At 33.5% G+C, this 23825-nt stretch carries 30 protein-coding genes and 1 other RNA gene; 24 read left to right on the top strand and 7 right to left on the bottom strand.

The annotated features are described in order from the left end of the window. Positions 1-107: 107 nt before the first annotated feature. From NST87_RS09985 to NST87_RS09975, 3 genes are all read right to left on the bottom strand, one after another. The gene (locus NST87_RS09985) at positions 108-296 is read right to left on the bottom strand and encodes a hypothetical protein (RefSeq protein ID WP_019469454.1); all 189 of its coding nucleotides are present in this window, start codon (positions 294-296) and stop codon (positions 108-110) included. 17 nt (positions 297-313) lie between these two features. Beyond that, the gene (locus NST87_RS09980) at positions 314-1210 is read right to left on the bottom strand and encodes a TIGR01777 family oxidoreductase (RefSeq protein WP_019469453.1); all 897 of its coding nucleotides are present in this window, start codon (positions 1208-1210) and stop codon (positions 314-316) included. 363 nt (positions 1211-1573) lie between these two features. Beyond that, complete coding sequence (locus NST87_RS09975; RefSeq protein WP_019469452.1) at positions 1574-1762, bottom strand: hypothetical protein; 189 nt, start codon at positions 1760-1762, stop codon at positions 1574-1576. A 276-nt stretch (positions 1763-2038) separates the two neighbouring features. On the opposite strand from NST87_RS09975, the gene NST87_RS09970 reads away from it, so the two are divergent. Further along, the gene (locus tag NST87_RS09970) at positions 2039-2686 is read left to right on the top strand and encodes a DUF4887 domain-containing protein (protein WP_040030212.1); all 648 of its coding nucleotides are present in this window, start codon (positions 2039-2041) and stop codon (positions 2684-2686) included. A gap of 140 nt (positions 2687-2826) precedes the next feature. Here the strand turns inward: NST87_RS09970 and NST87_RS09965 are convergent, their stop codons facing one another. Continuing rightward, on the bottom strand, positions 2827-3054 hold the full coding sequence (locus NST87_RS09965; RefSeq protein WP_019469450.1) for a hypothetical protein: 228 nt from the start codon (positions 3052-3054) through the stop codon (positions 2827-2829). A gap of 352 nt (positions 3055-3406) precedes the next feature. Here NST87_RS09965 and NST87_RS09960 point away from each other — a divergent pair, with 352 nt between their 5' ends. The 12 genes from NST87_RS09960 to ssrA all read left to right on the top strand — a co-directional run bounded on the left by NST87_RS09960 (position 3407) and on the right by ssrA (position 15864). Continuing rightward, positions 3407-4435, top strand: coding sequence for a sugar-binding transcriptional regulator (locus NST87_RS09960; protein WP_019469449.1), 1029 nt, complete (start codon positions 3407-3409; stop codon positions 4433-4435). 39 nt (positions 4436-4474) lie between these two features. Continuing rightward, complete coding sequence (gene gap, locus NST87_RS09955) at positions 4475-5482, top strand: type I glyceraldehyde-3-phosphate dehydrogenase (protein ID WP_019469448.1); 1008 nt, start codon at positions 4475-4477, stop codon at positions 5480-5482. A 129-nt stretch (positions 5483-5611) separates the two neighbouring features. Continuing rightward, entirely contained in the window at positions 5612-6802 is a 1191-nt protein-coding gene (locus tag NST87_RS09950) for a phosphoglycerate kinase (protein WP_340721665.1), read from the top strand. 64 nt (positions 6803-6866) lie between these two features. Continuing rightward, positions 6867-7628 carry a triose-phosphate isomerase gene (gene tpiA / locus NST87_RS09945; RefSeq protein ID WP_019469446.1) on the top strand — a complete coding sequence of 254 codons (762 nt, stop codon included), beginning with the start codon at positions 6867-6869 and terminating at the stop codon, positions 7626-7628. Between the two features lies 1 nt (position 7629). Then, a complete protein-coding gene (gpmI, locus tag NST87_RS09940) occupies positions 7630-9147 on the top strand; it encodes a 2,3-bisphosphoglycerate-independent phosphoglycerate mutase (RefSeq protein ID WP_064264386.1) in 1518 nt (505 codons plus the stop codon). 192 nt (positions 9148-9339) lie between these two features. Next, positions 9340-10644: a surface-displayed alpha-enolase gene (eno, locus tag NST87_RS09935; protein ID WP_019469444.1), complete on the top strand. Its 1305-nt coding sequence runs from the start codon at positions 9340-9342 to the stop codon at positions 10642-10644. A 221-nt stretch (positions 10645-10865) separates the two neighbouring features. After that, the gene (locus NST87_RS09930) at positions 10866-11327 is read left to right on the top strand and encodes a hypothetical protein (protein WP_019469443.1); all 462 of its coding nucleotides are present in this window, start codon (positions 10866-10868) and stop codon (positions 11325-11327) included. Positions 11328-11395: 68 nt separating this feature from the next. After that, positions 11396-11629, top strand: coding sequence for a preprotein translocase subunit SecG (gene secG / locus NST87_RS09925; RefSeq protein WP_019469442.1), 234 nt, complete (start codon positions 11396-11398; stop codon positions 11627-11629). A 140-nt stretch (positions 11630-11769) separates the two neighbouring features. Further along, on the top strand, positions 11770-12510 hold the full coding sequence (locus tag NST87_RS09920; RefSeq protein ID WP_040030208.1) for an alpha/beta hydrolase: 741 nt from the start codon (positions 11770-11772) through the stop codon (positions 12508-12510). Positions 12511-12545: 35 nt separating this feature from the next. Further along, entirely contained in the window at positions 12546-14918 is a 2373-nt protein-coding gene (gene rnr / locus NST87_RS09915) for a ribonuclease R (protein WP_019469440.1), read from the top strand. A 22-nt stretch (positions 14919-14940) separates the two neighbouring features. Then, positions 14941-15405: an SsrA-binding protein SmpB gene (smpB, locus tag NST87_RS09910; protein WP_019469439.1), complete on the top strand. Its 465-nt coding sequence runs from the start codon at positions 14941-14943 to the stop codon at positions 15403-15405. Between the two features lie 99 nt (positions 15406-15504). Continuing rightward, positions 15505-15864: a transfer-messenger RNA gene (ssrA, locus tag NST87_RS09905) on the top strand. 95 nt (positions 15865-15959) lie between these two features. On the opposite strand, the gene NST87_RS09900 is transcribed toward ssrA, so the two are convergent. The 3 genes from NST87_RS09900 to NST87_RS09890 are packed head-to-tail and all read right to left on the bottom strand — an operon-like array spanning position 15960 to position 18197. Continuing rightward, complete coding sequence (locus NST87_RS09900; protein ID WP_340721664.1) at positions 15960-16487, bottom strand: hypothetical protein; 528 nt, start codon at positions 16485-16487, stop codon at positions 15960-15962. Positions 16488-16496: 9 nt separating this feature from the next. Continuing rightward, the gene (locus NST87_RS09895; protein WP_340721663.1) at positions 16497-17603 is read right to left on the bottom strand and encodes a tyrosine-type recombinase/integrase; all 1107 of its coding nucleotides are present in this window, start codon (positions 17601-17603) and stop codon (positions 16497-16499) included. Positions 17604-17612: 9 nt separating this feature from the next. Beyond that, on the bottom strand, positions 17613-18197 hold the full coding sequence (locus tag NST87_RS09890; protein WP_340721662.1) for a helix-turn-helix domain-containing protein: 585 nt from the start codon (positions 18195-18197) through the stop codon (positions 17613-17615). A 95-nt stretch (positions 18198-18292) separates the two neighbouring features. Here NST87_RS09890 and NST87_RS09885 point away from each other — a divergent pair, with 95 nt between their 5' ends. The 11 genes from NST87_RS09885 (at position 18293) to NST87_RS09835 (ending at position 23820) form a co-directional block, all read left to right on the top strand. Then, positions 18293-18514 carry a helix-turn-helix transcriptional regulator gene (locus tag NST87_RS09885; protein WP_037554465.1) on the top strand — a complete coding sequence of 74 codons (222 nt, stop codon included), beginning with the start codon at positions 18293-18295 and terminating at the stop codon, positions 18512-18514. After that, positions 18514-18732: a helix-turn-helix transcriptional regulator gene (locus tag NST87_RS09880; RefSeq protein ID WP_340721661.1), complete on the top strand. Its 219-nt coding sequence runs from the start codon at positions 18514-18516 to the stop codon at positions 18730-18732. Before NST87_RS09885 ends, NST87_RS09880 begins: the two co-directional genes overlap by 1 nt. A 12-nt stretch (positions 18733-18744) precedes the next feature. Next, the gene (locus NST87_RS09875) at positions 18745-18924 is read left to right on the top strand and encodes a hypothetical protein (protein ID WP_340721660.1); all 180 of its coding nucleotides are present in this window, start codon (positions 18745-18747) and stop codon (positions 18922-18924) included. Between the two features lies 1 nt (position 18925). Continuing rightward, positions 18926-19213 carry a hypothetical protein gene (locus NST87_RS09870; protein ID WP_204180363.1) on the top strand — a complete coding sequence of 96 codons (288 nt, stop codon included), beginning with the start codon at positions 18926-18928 and terminating at the stop codon, positions 19211-19213. Position 19214: 1 nt separating this feature from the next. After that, a complete protein-coding gene (locus NST87_RS09865) occupies positions 19215-19532 on the top strand; it encodes a hypothetical protein (RefSeq protein WP_340721659.1) in 318 nt (105 codons plus the stop codon). Between the two features lie 32 nt (positions 19533-19564). Further along, positions 19565-21181, top strand: a complete 1617-nt coding sequence (locus NST87_RS09860; protein WP_340721658.1) for a phage resistance protein — start codon at positions 19565-19567, stop codon at positions 21179-21181. Between the two features lie 166 nt (positions 21182-21347). After that, entirely contained in the window at positions 21348-22151 is an 804-nt protein-coding gene (locus NST87_RS09855; protein WP_340721657.1) for a bifunctional DNA primase/polymerase, read from the top strand. Then, entirely contained in the window at positions 22138-22413 is a 276-nt protein-coding gene (locus NST87_RS09850; protein ID WP_107525545.1) for a pathogenicity island protein, read from the top strand. The genes NST87_RS09855 and NST87_RS09850 overlap by 14 nt, the downstream gene beginning before the upstream one ends. A 5-nt stretch (positions 22414-22418) precedes the next feature. Then, positions 22419-22874, top strand: coding sequence for a hypothetical protein (locus NST87_RS09845; protein WP_340721655.1), 456 nt, complete (start codon positions 22419-22421; stop codon positions 22872-22874). An 11-nt stretch (positions 22875-22885) separates the two neighbouring features. Further along, a complete protein-coding gene (locus NST87_RS09840; RefSeq protein WP_340721654.1) occupies positions 22886-23254 on the top strand; it encodes a hypothetical protein in 369 nt (122 codons plus the stop codon). A 329-nt stretch (positions 23255-23583) separates the two neighbouring features. Next, the gene (locus NST87_RS09835; RefSeq protein ID WP_070862392.1) at positions 23584-23820 is read left to right on the top strand and encodes a hypothetical protein; all 237 of its coding nucleotides are present in this window, start codon (positions 23584-23586) and stop codon (positions 23818-23820) included. Positions 23821-23825 lie beyond the last annotated feature (5 nt).

Below are 23825 nucleotides of genomic sequence, written 5' to 3'. Positions count from 1 at the left end.
AAAACAAGTCACGACAATGTATGACTATTTCCAAATGTATGATGCATAAGGAAATGGTTGGCATGCGTGACTTGTTTTTTTAAATATATTGTAACTATAAGTTGTGTTTATTTAATAGATTTTGCTTTTTTATAAATTAATAAAATTGAAATAACTAAAGTTAACAAACCTATGATGAATAAAGTTATTGAAATAAAGATCATTATTGCAGGTTTTTCAAATGCTAAAATACCATTGGTGATGAGGAGCAAACCTGCAATGAATAATAAGATATGGCTAAAACTATCTCGTTTCATTTTTAATGGTACCTTTCTTAATGAACTAAATTTTCTAGTGCAAGTTTTAGGTTAGGATATTTAAATTCAAAATCTAGTGCTTGTAATTTATTAGGTAAAACTTTTTGAGTATCAAGTACTACTGTAGACATTTCTCCTAAGACAATTCTGAGCGCAAATGATGGCACCCACGTATAATGTGGACGATGTACCTCTCTTGCAATAGTATAACCAAACATATTTTGATGTTCTGCGATAGGTGATGTGAAATTAAATACGCCGTGCGCTTTATCATTATTGATGGTATAAAGTAGCGCTCTTGTTAGATCTTCAATATGAATCCAAGAATACCATTGTCTACCACTACCTATTTTACCGCCGACATTTAATTCATAAGGTAATTTCATTAATGGTAATGCACCACCTTTATTTGATAATACCATTCCAAATCTACCTATAATCACACGTGTTCCAAAGGATTCAAATTGACGTGCTAACCGTTCCCATTGATATATTACTTCAGATAAAAAGTCGAATGGTAATGTTTGATACAACTCAGTATATGTACGTGTTAAATCAGGTTTATAATAACCCACAGCGCTAGCGTTAAAGAATACAGATGGTTTTTGCTTCCTGTTTTTGAAAAGATCGTATAATGCCTGTGTAGATTGTAATCGACTTAGCATAATGTTTTGTTTGTGTGAGGAAGTCCATCGGTTATTTAAGCTAGCACCGGCCAAATTGATGACGATATCAATATCTGGAATTTGACTTTCCCAATTTGGTTCTGACCAATTTACATATGTGATTTTAGGGTGTGATGTAGCGTGTTTTTGTCTTGTTAATATCGTGATTTTCGAATCACTTTGTTGTATTGCCTCGATTAGCTGCGTACCTATTAGACCAGTACCGCCCGTAATTAGATAGTGTTTCATAGTATCACCTCATAGAATTGTAGTATTGAATCGTGCAGGCTTTAAAAGTAAAAAATCTCATGTTTAGTATGACAAAATTTATTCGAATTTTGTTCAAAAATATGTCATTTACTACGCCTAGGATGTATTTAAATTAAAATCAGATGTCGTTATAATAAGGGTACCTTCGATATTAATTAATCATCTCTTAATTATTTCGAGTATACCCCATAATATACTAGCGAAGGTAAAATTTTGACTCCCTTTAGTAGAGGTCTATACGATTATCGTGTAGGCCTAATTTTTATACCTTTTAATATATATTATTGAATAATAAGAAATAATTATGATGTCGTTTTAAAAAGGAAATTGAAGTACTACATATTATAAAATAAATAAGGCAATAATGCCAAAAGCGAGTAAAAATAAAAAAAGAACGAGTATAAAAAGTTTATAGCGTGTTTTGATTGGAACGTTTAATTCGTCATTGTCATTTTCGGTCATCATATGTCGTAAACCTTTAGGCTTTTGTCGTGATTGATCTGTTTCGTTAAATAAGTCGTACTTTTTCAAAATCTAGTCACATCCTGTTATGATATTACTGACAATAGTAGAATAATTTAAGTAAAAGTGTTGAAACAATCATTGAAATTAGATTAATATGAAGTTAAAAATAAAAAAGTTGTATATGATTATTTTACTATAGTTTGGAAGACAAAGTAATATCTACATTAAAATGTGGTTAATATGGTTGTTTAATCAAAGAAATAGTGTAAAATATAGTTCTAACATGAAGTTAAATGCCATTTGAAAATGATGATTTGATATAAATTGAAGTGAGGGGAGCATATGCCTAAGCATAATCAAAATAATAATTTTGATGATAAAGATAATAAAAAAATGAGTGGTTTTGCAAAACTTATCAGTGGATTAATTGTGCTACTACTTATAGGTGGATTAGTTTTTGCAATTTTTGCATTCGTAGATCATTCAAATAAGGCCAATGAACGTTTGGCAGATCAAAAACAAGAAGAAAAAGACAAAAAGAAAGAAAAAACAAAGGAACAAAAAGACAAGAAAAAAGAAAAGTCAACTGAAGAAACACAACAAACACAACAGACACAGCAAACTCAACAAGTTCCTCAAACACAACAAACGCAACAGACACAACAGACCCAACAAACACAGCAGCCTAGAACACAAGAACGAAGAACTACGGAAGAAAAAGATTCACCTGAAAAAACAAAAGAAGAACGTACTACTGAAGAACGCTCGACAGAAGAAAAAACAACTGAACCATCCACAGAGGAAAAAACAACTGAAGAAAAGACGAGTGAACCATCAACTGAAGAGCGCACATCTGAGCCTTCGACAGAAGAGAAGACCGATGAACCTTCTACACAACAACGAAGTACGCAACAAAATACCCAACAACGTTCAACACAAAACAATAATTCAAATTCAGAAAAAAGTTCGCAATCATCTGATGAAGATTAAATAGAATTTGAAAAATATATGCTTAGAACACGTGCTGCCATATGACAGTGCGTGTTTTTTGTAATGATTAATGGAACTTAAACACTGAAATGAAATATTGTAAATTATTTATAATACGAATTATAAAAGACAAAGAAAGGTTAAAATAGCAGGCTTACTAAATATGAAATGAAAGACAATAGCAGTATGATGGAAAAGCAGCCACCTAAACAACCAAAAGGTCCAAAATGACAGCCAATGTGTTTGTTGTAATTAAAAGATTGATATGGGTTTTTGTGAGAACTTTCTTTTGTTTGTTTAAAATAATCGTCATCTTTATATCTCTGATCTTCTGGGTCTATAACTTCTGGGTGTTTATTGTTAGACATGTATATTCCTCCTGATAAATATGATTTAAATTTATATTTATTTTAAGCATAAATGGTGATTGATTCAATGAAACGCATGTTAATGAAGTGATTTTAAAACATATCATTAAAAAATTAATGGGTAAATGATTATTAAAATATGGAATCGGGTATAATTATTCTATAGAGGAAAGAATTATAGAAGTTTAGAATTTACTTTATTTAAGACAAAAGTATTTCTCTTGCTTTTTTAAATGTATAGTAGTATTATTGCAAATATAAGAGGTTATATTTTTTTGTCCCAGCAGGGACGAAAAAAGTCAATCTATGGTTAGAACTTGACCCTTGTATATAGAAACGGAGGAGGATAGTAGTGAAAGACTTGATAAAAATTCAACAAAAGTTAGTTCCAGAAATTGTTGAAAAGATGTATCGTCGTTTTTCAATACTCACTACTATCGCTCAGTATCAACCCGTCGGTAGACGTAGTTTAAGTGAATATATGGATTTAACTGAAAGAGTATTGCGTTCTGAAACAGATGTTTTAAAGAAACAAGCGCTTATCAAAGTTAAACCTACAGGCATGGAAATCACTGAAGCTGGTGAAACGACAGTACGCCAATTAAACAGCTATTTTAACGTTTACTCGGATGATCATCACCTTGCTCAAATTATCAAAGAAAAATATGACATCAAAGATGTTTATGTCATTCCAGGTGATTCAGACACTGATAAAACGGTTAAAATTGAGTTGTCTAAACAAGCGGGACAGTTAGTTGAAGATGTTTTATATGATCACGCAACAGTAGCAGTTACAGGTGGCTCAACGATGGCATACGTAAGCGAATCTATGCATCGCCAACCTTACGACGTATTTTTTGTACCCGCTCGAGGTGGACTTGGTGAAAATGTTGTATATCAAGCCAATACGATTGCTGCCAGTATGGCACAGCAAACAGATGGAGATTATACAACGCTTTATGTGCCAGATAATGTCAGTGAAACAACCTATAACACACTTATGTTAGAACCGTCAGTGATACACACCTTAGAGAAAATTAAAGAAGCGAATATTACAATCCACGGCATTGGTGATGCGCTGAAGATGGCGCGAAGACGTCAATCACCTAGTGAAGTTATTGAAAAACTTCAACATCACAATGCCTCGGGAGAAGCATTTGGATATTATTTCGATGAACAAGGACAAATCGTTCACAAAGTAAAAACGATTGGACTTCAATTAGAAGACCTTGTATCGAAAAAGTTTATCTTTGCCGTTGCTGGGGGTAAATCAAAAGGAGAGGCAATTAAAGCTTATCTTTCGATTGCACCTAAAAACACTGTATTAATCACAGATGAAGGCGCGGCAAGTATTATCGCAAATAATAGTAATAAAAAGTGATTCCACTTTTTAAATATCATTTTAAAGGAGGCCATTATAATGGCAGTTAAAGTAGCAATTAATGGTTTTGGTAGAATTGGTCGTTTAGCATTTAGAAGAATTCAAGATGTAGAAGGAATCGATGTAGTAGCAGTAAACGACTTAACAGATGATGAAATGTTAGCTCATTTATTAAAATATGACACTACACAAGGTCGCTTCACAGGAGAAGTTGAAGTTGAAGAAAATGGTTTCCGCGTTAACGGATTAGAAGTTAAATCATTTTCTGAGCCAGATCCAAGTAAATTACCTTGGGGAGACTTAGATATCGATGTTGTATTAGAATGTACTGGTTTATTCACAGATAAAGAAAAAGCAGAAGCACACATCAATGCAGGCGCTAAAAAAGTATTAATTTCAGCACCAGCTAAAGGTGACTTAAAAACAATCGTATACAACACTAACCACGATACTTTAGATGGTTCAGAAGATGTTGTTTCAGGTGCTTCATGTACTACTAACTCATTAGCACCAGTTGCTAAAGTTTTAAATGATGAATTCGGCTTAATCGAAGGTTTCATGACTACAATCCACGCATATACTGGTGACCAAAGCACACAAGATGCGCCTCACAGAAAAGGTGACAAACGTCGTGCGCGTGCAGCTGCTGAAAACATTATCCCTAACTCAACAGGTGCTGCTAAAGCTATCGGCCTAGTAATTCCTGAAATTGATGGTAAATTAGACGGTGGAGCACAACGTGTACCAGTTGCAACTGGTTCATTAACTGAATTAACAGTAGTATTAGATAAAAATGTAAGTATCGAAGACGTAAATAACGCAATGAAAAATGCATCTAACGAATCATTCGGTTATACTGAAGACGAAATCGTTTCTTCTGACGTAATCGGAATGACATACGGTTCATTATTTGATGCAACTCAAACACGTGTTATGACTGTTGGAGATCGTCAATTAGTTAAAGTAGCAGCTTGGTATGATAACGAAATGTCATACACTTCACAATTAGTACGTACATTAGAATATTTAGCAAGTCACGCTAAATAATTTGATGTTCACTTTAGCTTAACAAGTATAGCGTTGTGAAATTGAATCAATAAGCTTAGGAGTAAGCGGGGAGCTCAACGCTTCTCCGCTTATTTTACTTTATTCATCCATCTGAAGGAGGAAGATTACATGACAAAAAAAAATGTATCTGATATAGAGTTAAAAGGTAAAACTGTACTTGTACGTGCAGATTTTAACGTACCTATGAAAGACGGTGAAATTACGGATGACAACCGTATCGTTCAAGCTTTACCAACTATAAAATATATTATAGAGCAAGATGGTAAAGTCGTTTTATTCTCTCACTTAGGAAAAGTTAAAGAAGAAAGTGATAAAGCAGAATTAACTTTAAAACCTGTAGCTAATGCATTAGCTGAAAAATTAAACAAAGACGTGGCATTTGTTCCTGAAACACGTGGAACACAATTAGAGCAATCTATCAAAGCCTTAAATGAAGGTGATGTGCTATTAGTTGAAAATACACGTTTTGAAGATTTAGAAGGTAAAAAAGAGTCTAAAAATGACCCTGAATTAGGTAAATACTGGGCATCATTAGGTGATGTTTTCGTAAATGATGCATTTGGAACGGCACACCGTAAACACGCGTCAAACGTAGGTATTGCAGCACACTTAGAAACTGTAGCAGGCTATCTAATGGAAAAAGAAATTAGATATATCGGTGGCGTTGTAGAAAACCCAGATAAACCTGTTGTTGCAATTCTTGGTGGTGCTAAAGTTTCAGATAAAATTGGTGTAATCACTAACTTATTGAAAATTGCAGATAAAGTGCTTATTGGTGGCGGTATGTCATACACATTCTTTAAAGCTCAAGGAAAAGAGATTGGCCTATCTTTATTAGAAGAAGATAAAGTAGACTTTGCAAAAGAATTGTTAGAAAAAGCAGGAGATCAAATCGTATTACCTGTAGATTGTAAAGTTGCAAAAGAATTTTCTAATGATGCGAAGATTACAGAAGTTTCTGTAGATGATATACCTGCAGATCAAGAAGCAATGGATGTTGGTCCGAAAACTGTAGAATTATTCAAAGAAAAATTACAAGGTGCACATACGGTAGTATGGAATGGACCTATGGGCGTATTTGAATTCAGTAATTTTGCAAAAGGTACAATTGGTGTTTGTGAAGCAATTGCTGAGATGAAAGATGCAAACACAATCATCGGTGGTGGCGACTCAGCTGCAGCTGCGATTTCATTAGGATATGCAGATGACTTTAGTCACATTTCGACTGGTGGCGGTGCATCATTAGAATATCTTGAAGGTAAAGAACTGCCAGGTGTAGTTGCGATTGCTAATAAATAATCGCTGATTTACGAGCAAAACTTGATTAAACAATAATCATAATTTACTAATAGGAGTGTATATAATGAGAAAACCAATTATTGCGGGTAACTGGAAAATGAACAAAACGGTTCAAGAGGCTAAAGATTTTATTAATGAATTACCAGCATTACCAGATACTAAAGAGGTAGAATCTGTTATTTGTGCTCCAACAATTCAATTAGATGCTTTAGTAACAGCAGTTAATGAAGGTAAAGCACAAGGCTTACAAATTGGCGCACAAAACGCCTTTTATGAAGATAACGGTGCATTTACAGGTGAAACATCACCAGTAGCATTAGCTGATTTAGGTGTGAAATATGTTGTTATTGGACACTCAGAACGTCGTGAAATCTTCCATGAAACAGATGAAGATATCAACAAAAAAGCACATGCTGTATTCAATCACGGTATGACACCAATTATTTGTGTTGGTGAAACAGACGAAGAACGTGAAAGTGGCAAAGCTAATGAAGTTGTTGGCAACCAAGTGAAAAAAGCTGTAGAAGGCTTATCAGAAGCACAATTGAAACAAGTTGTTATCGCATATGAACCAATTTGGGCAATCGGTACTGGTAAATCATCAACTGCAAAAGATGCTAATGAAATGTGTGCATTTGTAAGAGAAACAATCGCAGATTTATCTGGACAAACAGTTGCTGATGCAACACGTATTCAATATGGCGGTAGTGTTAAACCTAACAACATAAAAGAATACATGGCAGAATCAGACATTGATGGCGCATTAGTAGGTGGCGCATCACTTAAAGTGGATGATTTTGTACAATTGTTAGAAGGTGCAAAATAATATGGCTAAACAACCAACTGCATTAATTATTTTAGATGGTTTTGCAAATAGAGAAAGTGAGCATGGTAATGCTGTAAAACTAGCTAATAAACCTAATTTTGATCGTTATTATAATCAGTATCCAACAACCCAAATCGAAGCAAGTGGCTTGGATGTTGGACTTCCTGAAGGTCAAATGGGTAATTCAGAAGTTGGACATATGAATATCGGTGCTGGACGCATTGTTTATCAAAGTTTAACGCGTATCAATAAATCTATTGAAGACGGCGACTTCTTTGAAAATGATGTATTGAATCAAGCCATTCAACACGTAAAAGGTAATGATTCAGCACTTCATATTTTTGGTTTATTATCAGATGGTGGTGTGCACAGTCATTATAAACATCTATTTGCTTTATTAGAATTAGCCAAAAAGCAAGGCGTTGACAAAGTTTATGTACATGCGTTTTTAGATGGACGTGATGTAGATCAAAAATCTGCGCTTAAATATATCGAAGATACAGAAGCTAAGTTTAAAGAACTAGGCATTGGTCAATTCGCATCTGTTTCAGGTCGTTATTACGCAATGGACCGTGATAAACGCTGGGATAGAGAAGAAAAAGCTTATAACGCAATTCGTAACTTTGGTGGAGAAACATTTGAATCAGCTAAAGCTGGTGTTGAAGCAAACTATGCTAAAGACTTAACTGATGAATTTGTTGAACCATTTATCATCAAAGATCAAAATAATGGTGTAAATGATGGAGATGCAGTCATTTTCTATAACTTCCGTCCTGATAGAGCTGGTCAACTGTCTGAAATCTTTACAGATAAAGCATTTGAAGGCTTTAAAGTGGATCAAGTAAATGACTTGTTCTACGCTACATTTACAAAATATAATGATAATGTTGATGCAAAAATTGTTTTTGAAAAAGTTGACTTAACTAATACAATTGGTGAAGTTGCACAAGATAATGGCTTGAAACAGTTACGTATAGCGGAAACTGAAAAATTCCCACACGTCACTTATTTTATGAGTGGTGGTCGCAATGATGAATTTGAAGGCGAACGTCGTAGATTGATTGACTCACCTAAAGTTGCGACTTATGATCTTAAACCGGAAATGAGCGCTTATGAAGTCAAAGACGCACTCATTGAAGAGTTAAATAAAGGTGATTTGGACTTAATCTTATTAAACTTTGCCAACCCTGATATGGTAGGTCACAGCGGTATGCTTGAACCTACGATTAAAGCAATTGAAGCGGTTGACGAATGTTTAGGTGAAGTCGTAGATAAAATTGTTGATATGGGTGGTCATGCCATTATTACAGCTGACCATGGTAACTCAGATATGGTATTGACTGATGATGAGCAACCGATGACGACACATACGACTAATCCTGTACCAGTGATTGTTACTAAAGAAGGTGCAACTTTACGTGAAACAGGTCGACTAGGTGATTTAGCACCTACATTGTTAGATTTGTTACAAGTAAAACAACCTGAAGACATGACTGGTGAATCACTCATCAAGCATTAATTTGATAGAAACAAAACATGGACTGAAATTAGCAACATAAAAGCGTGTCACAGTTTAAAATTTGCTTAAAAGACTGATGACACGCATAATCAAATTGAAGTAATTAAATTATTTGTATTTATAGCATTTATAGCTATAATGAAGATGAAATTTAATATTTCTAAACTACTTATTATAAAGGAGATTACAAACATGCCAATTATTACAGATGTTTACGCTCGCGAAGTCCTTGACTCACGTGGTAACCCAACAGTGGAAGTAGAAGTATTAACTGAAAGTGGTGCATTTGGACGCACACTTGTACCATCAGGTGCTTCTACTGGTGAACACGAAGCAGTAGAATTACGTGACGGAGACAAAACACGTTATTTAGGTAAAGGTGTAACGAAAGCTGTTGAAAATGTAAATGAAATTATTGCACCTGAATTAATTGAAGGTGAATTTTCAGTATTAGAACAAGTCTCAATTGATAAAATGATGATTCAATTAGACGGAACTGAAAATAAAGGTAAATTAGGCGCAAATGCTATTCTTGGTGTTTCTATTGCAGTAGCACGTGCAGCAGCTGATTTATTAGGCCAACCACTTTATAAATATTTAGGTGGCTTCAACGGTAAACAATTACCAGTTCCAATGATGAATATTGTAAATGGTGGTTCTCACTCTGATGCACCAATCGCATTCCAAGAGTTCATGATCTTACCAGTTGGTGCAGAAACATTTAAAGAATCATTACGTTGGGGAGCAGAAATTTTCCACAACTTAAAATCAATCCTTAAAAACCGTGGTTTAGAAACAGCAGTAGGTGACGAAGGTGGTTTCGCTCCTAAATTTGAAGGTACAGAAGATGCTGTTGAAACAATATTAGAAGCGATTAAAGCAGTTGGATTAGAACCTGGTAAAGACGTATTCTTAGGCTTTGACTGTGCTTCATCTGAATTCTTCGAAGATGGCGTTTATAACTATGCTAAATTTGAAGGTGAAAATGGTTCAAAACTTACAGCAGAACAACAAGTTGACTATTTAGAAGAATTAGTTAATAAATATCCAATCATTTCTATTGAAGATGGTATGGATGAAAATGACTGGGACGGTTGGAAAGTATTAACTGACCGTATCGGTGATCGTGTTCAATTAGTTGGTGACGATTTATTCGTTACAAACACTGTTAAATTATCAGAAGGTATCGAAAAAGGTATCGGTAACTCAATCTTAATTAAAGTTAACCAAATTGGTACATTAACTGAAACATTTGATGCTATTGAAATGGCTCAAAAAGCTGGATATACAGCAGTAGTATCACACCGTTCTGGTGAAACAGAAGATACAACTATCGCGGATATCGCAGTTGCTACAAATGCAGGTCAAATTAAAACTGGTTCATTATCTAGAACTGACCGTATTGCTAAATACAATCAATTATTACGCATCGAAGATGAATTGTTTGAAACAGGCAAATTCGATGGTATTAAATCTTTCTACAACTTAGATAAATAATATTTATCTTGAAAAAAAGAGTTCACGCGCTAACACGTAAGCCCAATGGGTTTGCGTGTTTTTTATTGCAAGACGCGTTAATATCATTTATGATTCGAAATTGTGTCAGACAAAGATAAGTTTCAATGAAATACATCGTCAAGATTATTTAATTTGTTCATCTTTGTTAGTGAAACTGATATAATTAAAAGTGTAAATTATAGAAGGAGTATTGACTGATTATGAAGGCACAACCTAAAACAAAAGAAATTAGAACAGGTCATTTTCTTGCTTATACTTCACTTATCATAGCAATTTTATATGCCATCCATTTATTTGTTATTTTAGATGATAGTGTAATAAAACAAATGTTAATAAATAGTAGACAAAAGCCTTCTGAAAACGCAATTGGTGTGATAAAAAACAGTTTCCAATTTACAGGTATCATGTATGTGATTGCTAACTTAACAGGGATTATTGCGATTTGGAATAGGCACACGTATTTGTGGTGGTTTATGTTTGCAGTATTCACTTCACAAATTTTATATAATTTAGTTAATATCAGTGCGGTTTATGAGGCGATATTAGATACAAAATCAATGATAAATATCTTACCGTTAACAATTGTATTAATCATATCACTTATTTTAGCGATTTATATGTTGGTTGTTTCAATCAAACGTAAAAGTACATTTAATAGATAGAAGTTTGCTAAATAAGTCAAACGTGTGATATAATGCGGTTCGTATATAATGAATGGAGGACAATTTTTATGCATACATTTTTCATGATCATTTTAATTTTAGATTGTATTGCATTAGTGACTGTTGTATTACTCCAAGAAGGTAAAAGTAATGGACTATCAGGTGCGATAAGCGGTGGCGCTGAACAGTTATTTGGTAAACAAAAACAACGTGGCGTTGATTTATTCTTGCATAGATTAACAATTGTATTGTCTGTCATTTTCTTCTTGTTAATGTTAGGCATAAGTTATTTTGGTTTATAAGGTCCGACGATGTAAAAGTCGGGCTTTTTTATTTATAATAGAAGTATTCGGCTTTTAAATGCTTCAAAGTAGGGAATATATTTTGAGTACAACTGATATCATATTTATTTTAATAGCTTGGACGAAAGGATTGAATCACGATGCAAATTAGATTACCAGAACCATTCTTTTTTGAAGAAGGTAATCGCGCTGTATTACTTTTACACGGTTTTACTGGAAATTCTTCAGATGTAAGACAATTAGGGCGATTCTTACAAAAAAAGGGTTACACTTCTTATGCGCCACAATATGATGGGCATGCAGCACCACCAGAAGAGATACTCCAATCTAGTCCATTTGCATGGTATAAAGATGCGATAGATGGATATGAATTTCTTGTGGATAAAGGATATGATGAAATTGTGGTTGCCGGCTTATCACTCGGTGGTTGTTATGCATTGAAAATAAGCTTAGATAGAGACGTAAAGGGTATTATAACAATGTGTTCACCTATGCATATTAAGACTGAAGGGGCAATGTTTGATGGTGTCTTAACGTATGCACGTAATTTTAAAAAATACGAAGGCAAAGATGAAACAACCATAGAAAAAGAAATGGATGAGTTTCATCCAACAGATACTTTAAAAGATTTGCAAGGTCAAATTCAAAGTATACGTAATCAAGTAGATGAGGTTATGGATCCGCTACTGGTTATCCAAGGTGAGCAAGATCAAATGATTAATACAGATTCTGCTAACATTATATACAATGAAAGCGACTCAGATGATAAAGAGATTAAATGGTATGCGAATTCAGGACATGTCATTACAATTGATAAAGAAAAAGAACAAGTTTTTGAAGATATATACCAATTCTTAGAATCATTGGATTGGTCCAAATAAATTTACAGTATTTAATAAAAGAAAGGAGGGGCATAATGAATTTAAAGCAATCCATAGAAGAAATTATTAAACAACCTGATTATGAACCCATGTCTGTATCAGATTTTCAAGATGCATTAGGTTTAAATAGTGCCGACTCATTTAGAGACTTAATCAAGGTGCTTGTTGAATTAGAACAAACAGGATTAATTCAACGTACAAAGACGGACAGATACCAACGTAAGGAATCTAAAAAATCAAAGCAATCCAAATTAATACAAGGTACACTCAGCCAAAATAAAAAAGGTTTTGCATTCTTACGTCCTGAAGACAATGATATGGATGATGTCTTTATCCCACCTACGAAAATTAATCGTGCAATGGATGGAGATACCGTACTTGTCGAATTACAACACTCTAAAGGTGAACATAAAGGTAAGCTAGAAGGTGAAGTGAAATCAATCGAAAAACACTCTGTTACCCAAGTAGTGGGTACGTATAGTGAAGCTCGACATTTTGGTTTTGTGTTACCTGATGATAAACGTATTATGCAAGATGTCTTTATTCCGAAAGGCCATAATTTAGGTGCGATAGATGGACATAAAGTCTTAGTACAAATTACAAAATATGCGGACGGTACCGATAACCCAGAGGGCCAAGTTTCTGCAATTTTAGGCCATAAAAATGATCCAGGTGTCGATATCTTGTCGATTATCTATCAACATGGTATTGAAATTGAATTTCCAGATAAAGTGTTAGAGGGAGCTGAAGCTGTTCCAGATGAAATTAAACCATCTGAAATCGAAGGGCGTCGTGATTTAAGAAATGAGCTTACCATTACAATTGATGGTGCAGACGCTAAAGACTTAGATGACGCGATTAGTGTGAAAAAGTTAGATAATGAACATACGCAGTTAACGGTAAGTATCGCCGATGTCAGTTATTATGTGACAGAGGGGTCAGCGTTAAATGAAGAAGCATACGACCGTGCAACGAGTGTTTATTTAGTAGACCGTGTGATTCCAATGATACCTCATCGACTAAGTAATGGCATTTGTTCATTAAATCCACAAGTGGATAGACTAACTTTAAGTTGCCAGATGGAATTAGATGAACGTGGTCATGTGGTTAATCATGAAATCTTTGATAGTGTGATTCATTCGAATTATCGTATGACTTATGATGAAGTGAATGAAATTATTACAGATCAAAATGAAGACACGCGCAAACAATATAACGAAGTTACACCAATGCTTGATTTAGCTAAAGACTTGTCTGAACGTTTAATCAATATGCGTAAACGCCGTGGTGAAATTGACTTTGATATCAGTGAAGCCAAAGTACTTGTCAATGATGAAGGTATTCCAACAGACGTAGAATTAAGAAAACGTGGTGAAGGTGAACGTCTCATCGAATCGTTTATGTTAGCAGCCAATGAAACGATAGCAGAACACTTTGATCGTTTAAATGTGCCATTTATATATCGTGTTCATGAGCAACCAAAATCAGAACGTTTACGTCAATTCTTTGATTTTATTACTAACTTTGGTTTAATGATTAAAGGTACTGGTGAAGAAGTTCACCCATCAACTTTACAAAAAATTCAACAAGAAGTAGAAGGCCAACCAGAGCAAATGGTCATTTCTACAATGATGTTACGTTCAATGCAACAAGCACGTTATGATGATGTGAATCTAGGTCACTTCGGTCTGTCAGCAGAGCACTATACACACTTCACGTCACCGATTCGTAGATATCCAGATTTAATCGTGCATAGACTCATTCGTAAATATCTTATTGATAAAACAATGGATGATAAAACACTTAATAAATGGGAAGAAGCATTACCAGAAATTGCTGATCATACATCACAAAGAGAACGTAGAGCGATCGAAGCAGAACGTGACACAGATGAACTGAAAAAAGCAGAATACATGGTTCAACATATTGGAGAAGAATATGAGGGTATCATTAGTTCTGTGGCTAATTTTGGTATGTTTATCGAATTGCCGAATACAATCGAAGGTATGGTACATGTATCAGAGATGACAGATGATTATTATCACTTCGATGAACGTCAAATGGCAATGATTGGAGAACGCCAAGCTAAAGTCTTTCGTATCGGTGATCCAGTTACAATCAAAGTTGTTAACGTAGATGTTGATGAGCGTATGATTGATTTCCAAATTGTTGGTATGCCATTACCGAAAAAAGAGCGCAGCCAAAGACCTTCACGTGGTAAGACCATTCAAGCGAAACCACGCGGTCAGTCATTAGATAATTCAAATAATGATAAAAAAGGTAAGAAAAAACAACGTAAAGGTAAAAATCAACGTAATAAAAACAAGCCAGCAAGTGGTAATACCAAACACAAACCATTTTACAAAGATAAAAAAGTGAAAAATAAAGCTCGTAAGAAGAAAAAATAATTCAACAAAGAGGTGAAACTCAATGCCAAAGAAAAAATCACCAGGAACATTAGCTGAAAATCGTAAGGCCAGACATGATTTTAATATAGAAGATACGATTGAAGCGGGCATTGTGTTGAAAGGGACAGAAATTAAGTCCATTCGTCGTGGCAGTGCAAACCTTAAAGATAGCTATGCGCAAGTAAATCGTGGCGAAATGTTTTTGAATAATATGCACATTGCTCCATATGAAGAAGGAAATCGATTTAACCATGACCCACGTCGTTCACGTAAATTACTATTACACAAACGTGAAATAGAAAAATTAGGGGAACGCACAAGAGAAATTGGTTATTCCATCATTCCTTTAAAACTCTATTTAAAGCACGGTCAATGCAAAGTTTTACTTGGTGTTGCAAGAGGTAAGAAAAAACATGATAAACGTCAAGCATTGAAAGAAAAAGCAATGAAACGTGACGTAGATAGAGCACTTAAAGCGCGTTATTAAGCGAAAATATTGCCAAAGACATTGATCTTTGGTAATATAATATGTGCTTTCTGAAAATGATAGATGATTAAATCTGCAGAAAGTACATTATATTATTACGGGGGCGTTTTTGGATTCGACAGGGGTCCCCGAGCTAGTTAAGCGTGTCGGAGGGTTGTCTCCGCACCAACACACACAGTTAAAAATTAACTGACAAATCAAACAATAATTTCGCAGTAGCTGCCTAATAGCACTCTGCATCGCCTAACTGCATTTCCTATGTGCAGTTAACGCGATTCAACCTTAATAGGATACGCTAGGCACTGCCGTTTGAAGTCTGCCTAGAAGAGATTAATCGAACTAGCATAATGTCGGCTGTCTATCACCTAACATTATGCGAAATACCTTGATAGACTACACACGTAGAAAGATTAGTATCAGGACCTCTGGACGCGGGTTCGAATCCCGCCGTCTCCACTATGTAGCCTTTAACCCTTGTGGTTAAGGGCTTTTTATTTTTGTTGCCCCAATATTGCCCCAGTTTTGCCCCAGCTCATAAAAAAGACACCCTTATTTTAGGGTGTAAATTTATTAATTAATTCATTTGTTTTTTCATCTAACTCTTGTTCTTTTTTATACCATTCCCCAATTTGCAATTTATAAAATTGTCTTTTTATAAAAGTTAATTGTAAAATTTCCCATTGGTTGGCTAATAAATATCTACAATATATTCTTGTCATTTCTTGTTCTAAAAAAGGGAGTGGCTCTTTGATATTAAAATGCGAAGATGTTACACAATCACAGAATTTGATAATTTCATTAGTTTTCTTCTCAAAAATAGTTTCTGGTAAATCATTGCAATCGAATCTAACTGATGTCCTCAATGTGTATACTTCTTCTAAACCAATTGAAGGAGAGCTTGCAACTTTAAATAATTTTTTTCGCCATTCTGATTTAGAATCTAATTGATCTAATAAAGTTTTTCTATGATTGTTACTAGTATATCTATAAACAAAGTAAGCTATGAATATAGGAAAACAGATTTTTAATAACTCCAACCACATAGGGGGTTCTGAAATTTTTTCGAATAAAAATTCTTGCATTTACTCACCTCATAGATATTTTATTATTTCTTTTTGTGTACTAGGGTACAAATGCCCATAGCGTGAGCTTACTTCTTCTATAGACGAATGTCCTAATCGTTGTGCAATAATCATTAAACTAGCACCATGATTGACAAGCATTGAAGCATGGCTATGTCTTAATTCATGGATAACAATACGAGGAAAAGTTTCACCGTCAGGCAATGTTTCATCAAGCTTTTTAAGTGTACCAGTAAACCATCTATCAATAGCACTTTCACTAAATGCTTTAAAAAATGTGCCAAATAGTACATAATTAGATTTATAAATATTATTATCTTTATACCAATTTAAATATTCTTGTAAGTCGTCCATCATGTGAGTAGGTAAATATATATCACGTGTGGACGCTTTCGTTTTAGGGGCTGTCACGATACCGTGATAGTCCGTTTTGTTTATATGGATATAATCATCGTCAAAGTTTACATCGTCCCATGTGAGCGCTCTAATCTCTCCCTTACGTGCGCCACTATAAAACAATAGTTTAAAGAATACTTTTTGTTGTAAATTAGGTAGCATATCGTGAAATTGGTTAAATTGTTCTAACGTCCAGTAATTTAAGCGTTTCTGTGTCTCAATCTCAAAGTTACCTACTAATGATGCTACATTTTGTTTTAGATCATGATATTTCATAGCATGGTTAAGTATAGATACCAAGAATACATGCATTTTCTTCAAGTATTCCCCTGAATGTGCTTCTTTCATCTTCTTATTTTGAAACTTCATAATGTCCTGCGTTGTCATGTTGAATACGTCCATTGATTTAAAGAATGGTAATAAATGATTATTAGTATGTGTTTTAAGTGATTTTAAACTTGATGCTTTACGACGTGCAGAATACCACTCAACATACTCTTGTACCAATTCATCGAACGGTAATTGATTAATCTTACCTATGCCCTCTATTTCGTCCATATAAGCGTTACATGCCTTCACAGCTTCCTTACGTTGCTTATATCCAGTACGTTTAATTTCTTTGCGTTCTCCCGTTTTCTCGTAGTATTTGATACGGAAGTAATATGTACCACGTTTAGCATCTTTATAAATGTTGTGGGATAGCTTTAAGTCGTGTTGCATGGGATTCACCTACTTAATACCAATATAATTTTTAAGAAAACTATCAAAATCATTAATAATATCATCGTAAGCTTCAATTTTATGAGAATTTTTATTTTCTACTAAAAAATCGAATATTATTCCGATAAAACTTAGTGGGTCTATATCAGCACCGTTTTTTATACTTAATTCTTCGCTGTATCTCTCAGTTTCAAAGAAAGTATATATCTTTTCAAAAAACATTACCTCATTATAATTGAGTTTTTCTGAAAATAAGTCTAAATATTCACTCTTAACTCTATTTTCTTTAGTGATCGCAAAATCTTCGAATCGTTTCTTCATCTTTTGAATTTCATCTTTTTTAACTTTTTCTGGAGCTTCACTAATACTCATAAATAAACCTGCTAAATTTACTAATTTAAAAAAGTCATAATTATAGTATTTTGATATTTTATTAATAACTTCTATAGTTGGTTTTCTTTCTTTTCCAGTTCTGGGATCGTATCCTTTTTCTAAACTGTCTAAATAAGTGTGGCTAATACCTATGTTTTTTGCTGACTCACGTATCGAGGTGTTCCCTCTTAACTCTTTTAGTTTATTTCCGAACTCATTCATTTTTTCAAACTCCTTATCTTTTTATATTTTTTATTGTATATCATGGTTGACACTATTATCAATAAATTGTATATTATTAACAGGAGGTGTTATTCATGGTTAACAGAATAAAGGAAATTCGTTTAGAAAAAAGTATTACAATAACCGAATTAAGTAATATCACTGGGGTTAGTCGTACAACTATATATAAACTTGAAGAACAAAAATCAAATCCAAGTTTAGAAACGATTAGTCGAATATCTTCTGGTTTAAAAGAAAGACCAGAAAAAATTTTTAATTTCAGTGTTATTCAAGAATTACAAAAGGAGGAAGCATAATGAAAAAAATAGCATATCCCCATCTTTACATTTCACGTAAAGAACATGGACATAATCAAGAATATGTTGCTAAAAAATTAGGTATTTCTAAAGAAAGATATAGCTTGAAGGAACTTAACAAAGCAAACTTCACATTACCAGAGGCAAAAATTTTATCTGAATTATACGAAATGCCTATCGATGACTTATTTAGTAATTCAATCACAGTAGGACAATAAGAAGGTGAATCTATGAAATTATTCGCAATACTTATCACAGCAAGCTCATTGACTTCATTTGCAGTAGGTTATGTAACGGAGGATATATTCAATAGCTTTGCTTTATACAGTCCACTAGCTATTACGTCATGGGCAATAACAGAATGGTTTAACGATAGAAAAAATAGAAAACAATTATTGGAGGTTGAATAAGATGAAAAATACAAGCCCACTAAAAGATTTTTGCATGACTTTTGCAGAAGTGAAATATCAATACGGAAGATTTGAAACACATAAAGAAATGGTTCAAGCAATTGATTTATTTATTAAAACTAATTGTACTAATGAAGATGCTGAAGCAATTACAAAATTAATAGAATTACGAGAAATAATATCTAAAGATTTAGAAGATGAAGCTAATAAGTTTGATGAAAAATCTTCTAAATTTGAAACAAAAGAAATTGCGTTTGACAAACATTATGGAATAGAAGGAGAGTTTTAAGATGGTCAGAGAAGAAAAAGTAACTAAAGGTAAAGTATTAGTAGAATTAGCTCATTACGGTGCTAAGGCTAAAGCATTTAGAGCGTCAATAGATTTAATTGTAAGAAAAATGGATTTAATCACTGATAAAGATAGTAAAGAATATAGCGAATTAAGCGAAGTTGCCAATTTAATATGGGCAATGCATGATGCAGCAGAAAAAACAGAAGCAGAAGCAAATGAGAAACTTGATGAAATATTAGAGCAAGAAAAAAGGCATTATCTGCCGACCAAAGCAAAGATAACGCCTAAACGCAAATATTTAAATAAAAATATCTAACTAAATACTAACATAAATGAAAGGTTGGTTGTATGGACGAAACAACACTATATAAAAAACATTTTGAATTTCATTCAAACTTAGATTATATCAATACAACGAGTTTATCCAAAATCAAGGAGATTAGTAAGCGAATCAATTTCGCTTCTATCTCTGGTGATAAACAAATCTTTAATAACAAAGGAAATTTATATCATCGTGAGAAAAGTGATATAGGCGATTACATTAATAATCTTACTTTAGATTATATCATAATTCCTAAAGAAATTGGAGTTATTTATGGAACGATTTACACAAAAACTACTGAAAATGATAACGGTGAAGAAGAAAAGAAATCTACATTTAAAGCAGATGTATTCAACAATTACGCAAGATTTATAGCTGATCTCATATCAGATAAAGTGATTTATTCAGATGAATTAGATGCATTTTTAATAGTAAGAAGTAACACGTATGAAGTGATAGACGATACGAATTTTGCACTAAATTATCCGGTCGATAATAAGCATCAGATAAACGACTTTTTGGAAGTGATGCTTGAAATGTACCGTGAACACTTAAATGTAGAACATGGTTACAATATCCTTCCATATACCGTTGCAGGTAATAATTGGATTTACGATTGCAGAAACTTAGAGTTTAGGAAGAAAACACTCAATTCAGATGAACTATACGTCAAAAAGTACGATGTAAAGGAATCAGGTATTAATTTAGAAACGCCTAGAAAATTTTTTGATCTAGTAACTGAAAATGAAAAGAGTAAAAATAACTTAATGCTAATGCACGCTTATACAATGTATCGCAAGATGGACCTTATACAAGCTGAGAAATGGTTTTTGATGAAAGATTTCGGTAGGTCGGGAAAAGGGTTACTGATGACTACATTTGATGCGCTGTTACAGGTTAATAAAGTAAACTTTGATAGTTTATTGTCTCCAGGCTTTGAAGCATCTAACGAATGGATGAATTTTTATGGTGCAGATATAGCACATGCAAATGAAACTGGTGAGATTACTAAATTTATGATGCGAATATTACGAAAAATCGCTACTGGTGAGACAATTTCTGGACGTGGTATTCAAAGAAACAGTTTTAAATTTACAAATAGAGCAGTTTTAATTTTAGATACTAATGAAAACGTAGATACAGGGGAAATTACAGCGAACACTACACGTACAATTAAAATTTCACTCAAAGACAGACCACTTAACGAAACAGATGAAGAACGTTATCAAATATTTAAGCCTTATTGGGATTTTGTACAGCCAAATGGTAAGAAATCAGTAGCAGCTGCAGTTTCGTTTTTGATTGCGAGTTTGGAGTATCTGAAAGAAACTGGTCGAGAGTTTAAGTTTAGTGATGTAACACTTAAAAACTATTTTAGCGAAGATGAATTGACCGAAACACAAGTTAATATGATTAAAGTTTTAGCGAAACAAAGTTTTTTATTTGCTGGTGATGAAACATTACAGAAAATGATTGAACAGGATTATAAAAGTTTGAGGTACAAACAAGCTAAAGATGATATGAAAAAAATCGGAATAAGCATAAATAATCAAAAATGGATAGATGGAGTAAATACAAAGGTGCATAAAGTTGAAAATCCAGAATTGTTTAATATGGCATTAGAATTAATTTCTGGAGAGTAAGGGTTAGTATAACTCTTACTAACTCTTATCATAACTCTTAAAATGTTGTAATAACAGTCACTAACTCTTATAACCCTATATTCCTATAGCGTTTTTTATAAATATAAATATGTATTACTAGTAGGGGAAAAATAAGCGTTATAAGGGTTAGTAAAGGAGGTATTCAATGACAGGTTATCATGTAGCAAAATATTTATTAAAAAAGAATATTCAAGTTATACCTTTAAATCAGTATAAGAAACCTAGTGTTTCATTTGCTGATATAGATGTTACCGACGATTTCATTGAATATCATTCAAGTTTGTATCATCAAACGCATGTATTAGGTGTGCTTACACGTGGCGTGTGGTGTATCGATATTGATGTAGATCATGATAAAGGTAAAAACGGGTTTGAAAGTTTAAAGATGATTCCTTTTTATAAAGAGATTGTTGCTAATGCACAAAATACATTGGTACAAACAACGCCTAGTGGTGGAAAGCACATAATATTCAAGAAACGTGATGACTTTGAATACGGTCAAAAAATAGACTACTTACCATCAGTCGATATAAAGGCACATGATAACAACTATTTTGTGTTAGCAAATAGTCAAACGCATAAGGGGATTTATAAACATAATGACCAAGATGTAACGGAATATAATGGAGAATTTGAAAATCGCATTTTTTCTAAACGTGGTAATTACACCCAACAAGTGTTAGAACCATATACTATAAAACAGGTGTTATCAGACCACAGTTTTGACCATTTAGGTGCTGGTAAAGGTGGATTAGGTAAACAAGCATATCAACGTATTGTAAATGGTGAAAGTGAATATAGGAATGATGATTTATATAAAGCAGCAAGCTATGCGAAGCAATGTAACATCGACATTGAACCGTTGCGAATATTGATTGGGGATAATAAAAATGGTGATGTTTTCGATGAGAGAAGTTGGGAGGCTACTGTAAGAAGTGCAGGCTACTAATATTGAAATAAATTATGATAAGCAAGCTGAAAAAATAGGGTTAATCGTTGGCATAACAGAAGAAATGTATTTCTGTTCAATAAGTAAAATATCGGCAGTTTATGTTGAATACATTGATGAAAAATGGGTGGTGTGGCGTGAAAGTTATGTACCTAATACTAATAGACGTACCAGTTATAAATTGATTGCTCATGGTGGTTTTGAATTAGTAATGGCACGTACTAAAAATTACTTGGGATATATTAAAAAGAATAGAGGATGAAGAAAATGAGCTATAAGAAATCATTCAAATTAAATAATAAGAATCTCAACTTTAATGATATTAAGGATTTAGAAATTGCTAATAAACCTATTTGTCACATCTATAAAACACAGGGCAAGTATCACTATTTAGAAATAGACTTTATAACATGTGATTGGTGTTTATCGAGTGAAGGTCAAGCACACCTACAATCTAAATTGAATATGGAGCTACTGTCTTTATGGTTAAGAGGTTATAACCTTAAGCTTAATTATACGAGCGTGGGGCATATGACTATCTTCTTAAGAGCAGACATGCAGACAATAGATTTCCTTATTAATGAATTGAATGTAATGTGTGATAGGGAACAATACTGGTATCAGTATCGTGATGGTAATCGTATGAGACCTATAGATCGTGATAAGGGATATGTTGCACCTATTAAACATGTTAAGCGTAATGTGAATAAGATTAAAGCATAAAGGAGAATATAATGACTAAAGATGAACTGAATATATATATCATTAACTTTATTAAATACCATACCCTAGTATCCTTTATTGATTTAGAGGAATTATTTGAGTCATTGCATATTGGTTATCAAGGTGATTTTACATTTGTACATGTAGACAATGAGAACATTGTGTTGTGGCATGGATGGAGTATGGAAGTCATTAATATAGTAGGTAGCTTACTATCATCTAAACAACTTGAGCTGGTACGCACAGATGTAACGACTTATGTAAGACATGGTATGTATCTAGATCTGCCTGTTATGACAAATCCATTTGATTATTCAGATGTTCGTTGGTTGCCTGTGACACTGAAACTAAGTGAGACGATGAATACACTATTACATTAGGAGATGTTGCGTTATGGGATACAGTAAACTGATAGCACGTTATTTATTATATTGTGAGACATCTGAAAAAGTCGTCAAAGGAATTAGTTATAAACATTATCTGGATATGAAGCATAAGCAATAGCAGGAGTTTTAATACACGCCCCCCATGAAATCAAATTACTGCTTTTTCCAAATAGAGGGAACGGCGAAGGTGTTTCGATTCCGTAATAATTTCGATTTATTACACATATAACCCCCCTATCCCAGCAAAAAATCAACATTTCCTGCGCTGGCTTAATAAATATGGTTAACAGGATAACTATAAATAAAACAAAGGAGGGAATTAAATGAGCAATATTAATGTATTTGAATGGAATCATGTAAAAAGTAAGATTAAGGAGATACGCCAAGAAATTGATGATGTGAAACAACAGGGTTCCGTCGATAAAGAAAAGAATAGACAACTTACAAGTGTACTTAGAGAATTAAGTGTACTTGAGGACATGGTGAATCAATTGATGGATTATCAAAAAGAGCATAGCGCAGTAAATAAAATTAGAAATCTACTTAAAAAGTATAAATAAGGAGC

Source organism: Staphylococcus sp. FSL W8-0271, assembly GCF_038006605.1.
GTDB classification, from domain to species: domain Bacteria; phylum Bacillota; class Bacilli; order Staphylococcales; family Staphylococcaceae; genus Staphylococcus; species Staphylococcus cohnii.
Note: the sequence above shows the minus strand (reverse complement) of the source record. Positions and strands in the feature narration are given on the sequence as shown.

Bases quoted from the DNA above. Each gene is read 5' to 3' on its own strand.
- eno (WP_019469444.1), top strand. From the start codon at position 9,340: ATGCCAATTATTACAGATGTTTACGCTCGCGAAGTCCTTGACTCACGT.
- NST87_RS09885 (WP_037554465.1), top strand. From the start codon at position 18,293: ATGGTTAACAGAATAAAGGAAATTCGTTTAGAAAAAAGTATTACAATA.
- gpmI (WP_064264386.1), top strand. From the start codon at position 7,630: ATGGCTAAACAACCAACTGCATTAATTATTTTAGATGGTTTTGCAAAT.
- NST87_RS09880 (WP_340721661.1), top strand. From the start codon at position 18,514: ATGAAAAAAATAGCATATCCCCATCTTTACATTTCACGTAAAGAACAT.
- NST87_RS09985 (WP_019469454.1), bottom strand. From the start codon at position 296: ATGAAACGAGATAGTTTTAGCCATATCTTATTATTCATTGCAGGTTTG.
- tpiA (WP_019469446.1), top strand. From the start codon at position 6,867: ATGAGAAAACCAATTATTGCGGGTAACTGGAAAATGAACAAAACGGTT.
- NST87_RS09980 (WP_019469453.1), bottom strand. From the start codon at position 1,210: ATGAAACACTATCTAATTACGGGCGGTACTGGTCTAATAGGTACGCAG.
- NST87_RS09875 (WP_340721660.1), top strand. From the start codon at position 18,745: ATGAAATTATTCGCAATACTTATCACAGCAAGCTCATTGACTTCATTT.
- gap (WP_019469448.1), top strand. From the start codon at position 4,475: ATGGCAGTTAAAGTAGCAATTAATGGTTTTGGTAGAATTGGTCGTTTA.
- NST87_RS09895 (WP_340721663.1), bottom strand. From the start codon at position 17,603: ATGCAACACGACTTAAAGCTATCCCACAACATTTATAAAGATGCTAAA.
- NST87_RS09920 (WP_040030208.1), top strand. From the start codon at position 11,770: ATGCAAATTAGATTACCAGAACCATTCTTTTTTGAAGAAGGTAATCGC.
- NST87_RS09930 (WP_019469443.1), top strand. From the start codon at position 10,866: ATGAAGGCACAACCTAAAACAAAAGAAATTAGAACAGGTCATTTTCTT.
- NST87_RS09835 (WP_070862392.1), top strand. From the start codon at position 23,584: ATGAGCAATATTAATGTATTTGAATGGAATCATGTAAAAAGTAAGATT.
- smpB (WP_019469439.1), top strand. From the start codon at position 14,941: ATGCCAAAGAAAAAATCACCAGGAACATTAGCTGAAAATCGTAAGGCC.
- rnr (WP_019469440.1), top strand. From the start codon at position 12,546: ATGAATTTAAAGCAATCCATAGAAGAAATTATTAAACAACCTGATTAT.
- NST87_RS09965 (WP_019469450.1), bottom strand. From the start codon at position 3,054: ATGTCTAACAATAAACACCCAGAAGTTATAGACCCAGAAGATCAGAGA.
- NST87_RS09855 (WP_340721657.1), top strand. From the start codon at position 21,348: ATGACAGGTTATCATGTAGCAAAATATTTATTAAAAAAGAATATTCAA.
- NST87_RS09865 (WP_340721659.1), top strand. From the start codon at position 19,215: ATGGTCAGAGAAGAAAAAGTAACTAAAGGTAAAGTATTAGTAGAATTA.
- NST87_RS09870 (WP_204180363.1), top strand. From the start codon at position 18,926: ATGAAAAATACAAGCCCACTAAAAGATTTTTGCATGACTTTTGCAGAA.
- NST87_RS09900 (WP_340721664.1), bottom strand. From the start codon at position 16,487: ATGCAAGAATTTTTATTCGAAAAAATTTCAGAACCCCCTATGTGGTTG.
- NST87_RS09860 (WP_340721658.1), top strand. From the start codon at position 19,565: ATGGACGAAACAACACTATATAAAAAACATTTTGAATTTCATTCAAAC.
- NST87_RS09845 (WP_340721655.1), top strand. From the start codon at position 22,419: ATGAGCTATAAGAAATCATTCAAATTAAATAATAAGAATCTCAACTTT.
- NST87_RS09840 (WP_340721654.1), top strand. From the start codon at position 22,886: ATGACTAAAGATGAACTGAATATATATATCATTAACTTTATTAAATAC.
- secG (WP_019469442.1), top strand. From the start codon at position 11,396: ATGCATACATTTTTCATGATCATTTTAATTTTAGATTGTATTGCATTA.
- NST87_RS09890 (WP_340721662.1), bottom strand. From the start codon at position 18,197: ATGAATGAGTTCGGAAATAAACTAAAAGAGTTAAGAGGGAACACCTCG.
- NST87_RS09950 (WP_340721665.1), top strand. From the start codon at position 5,612: ATGACAAAAAAAAATGTATCTGATATAGAGTTAAAAGGTAAAACTGTA.
- NST87_RS09970 (WP_040030212.1), top strand. From the start codon at position 2,039: ATGCCTAAGCATAATCAAAATAATAATTTTGATGATAAAGATAATAAA.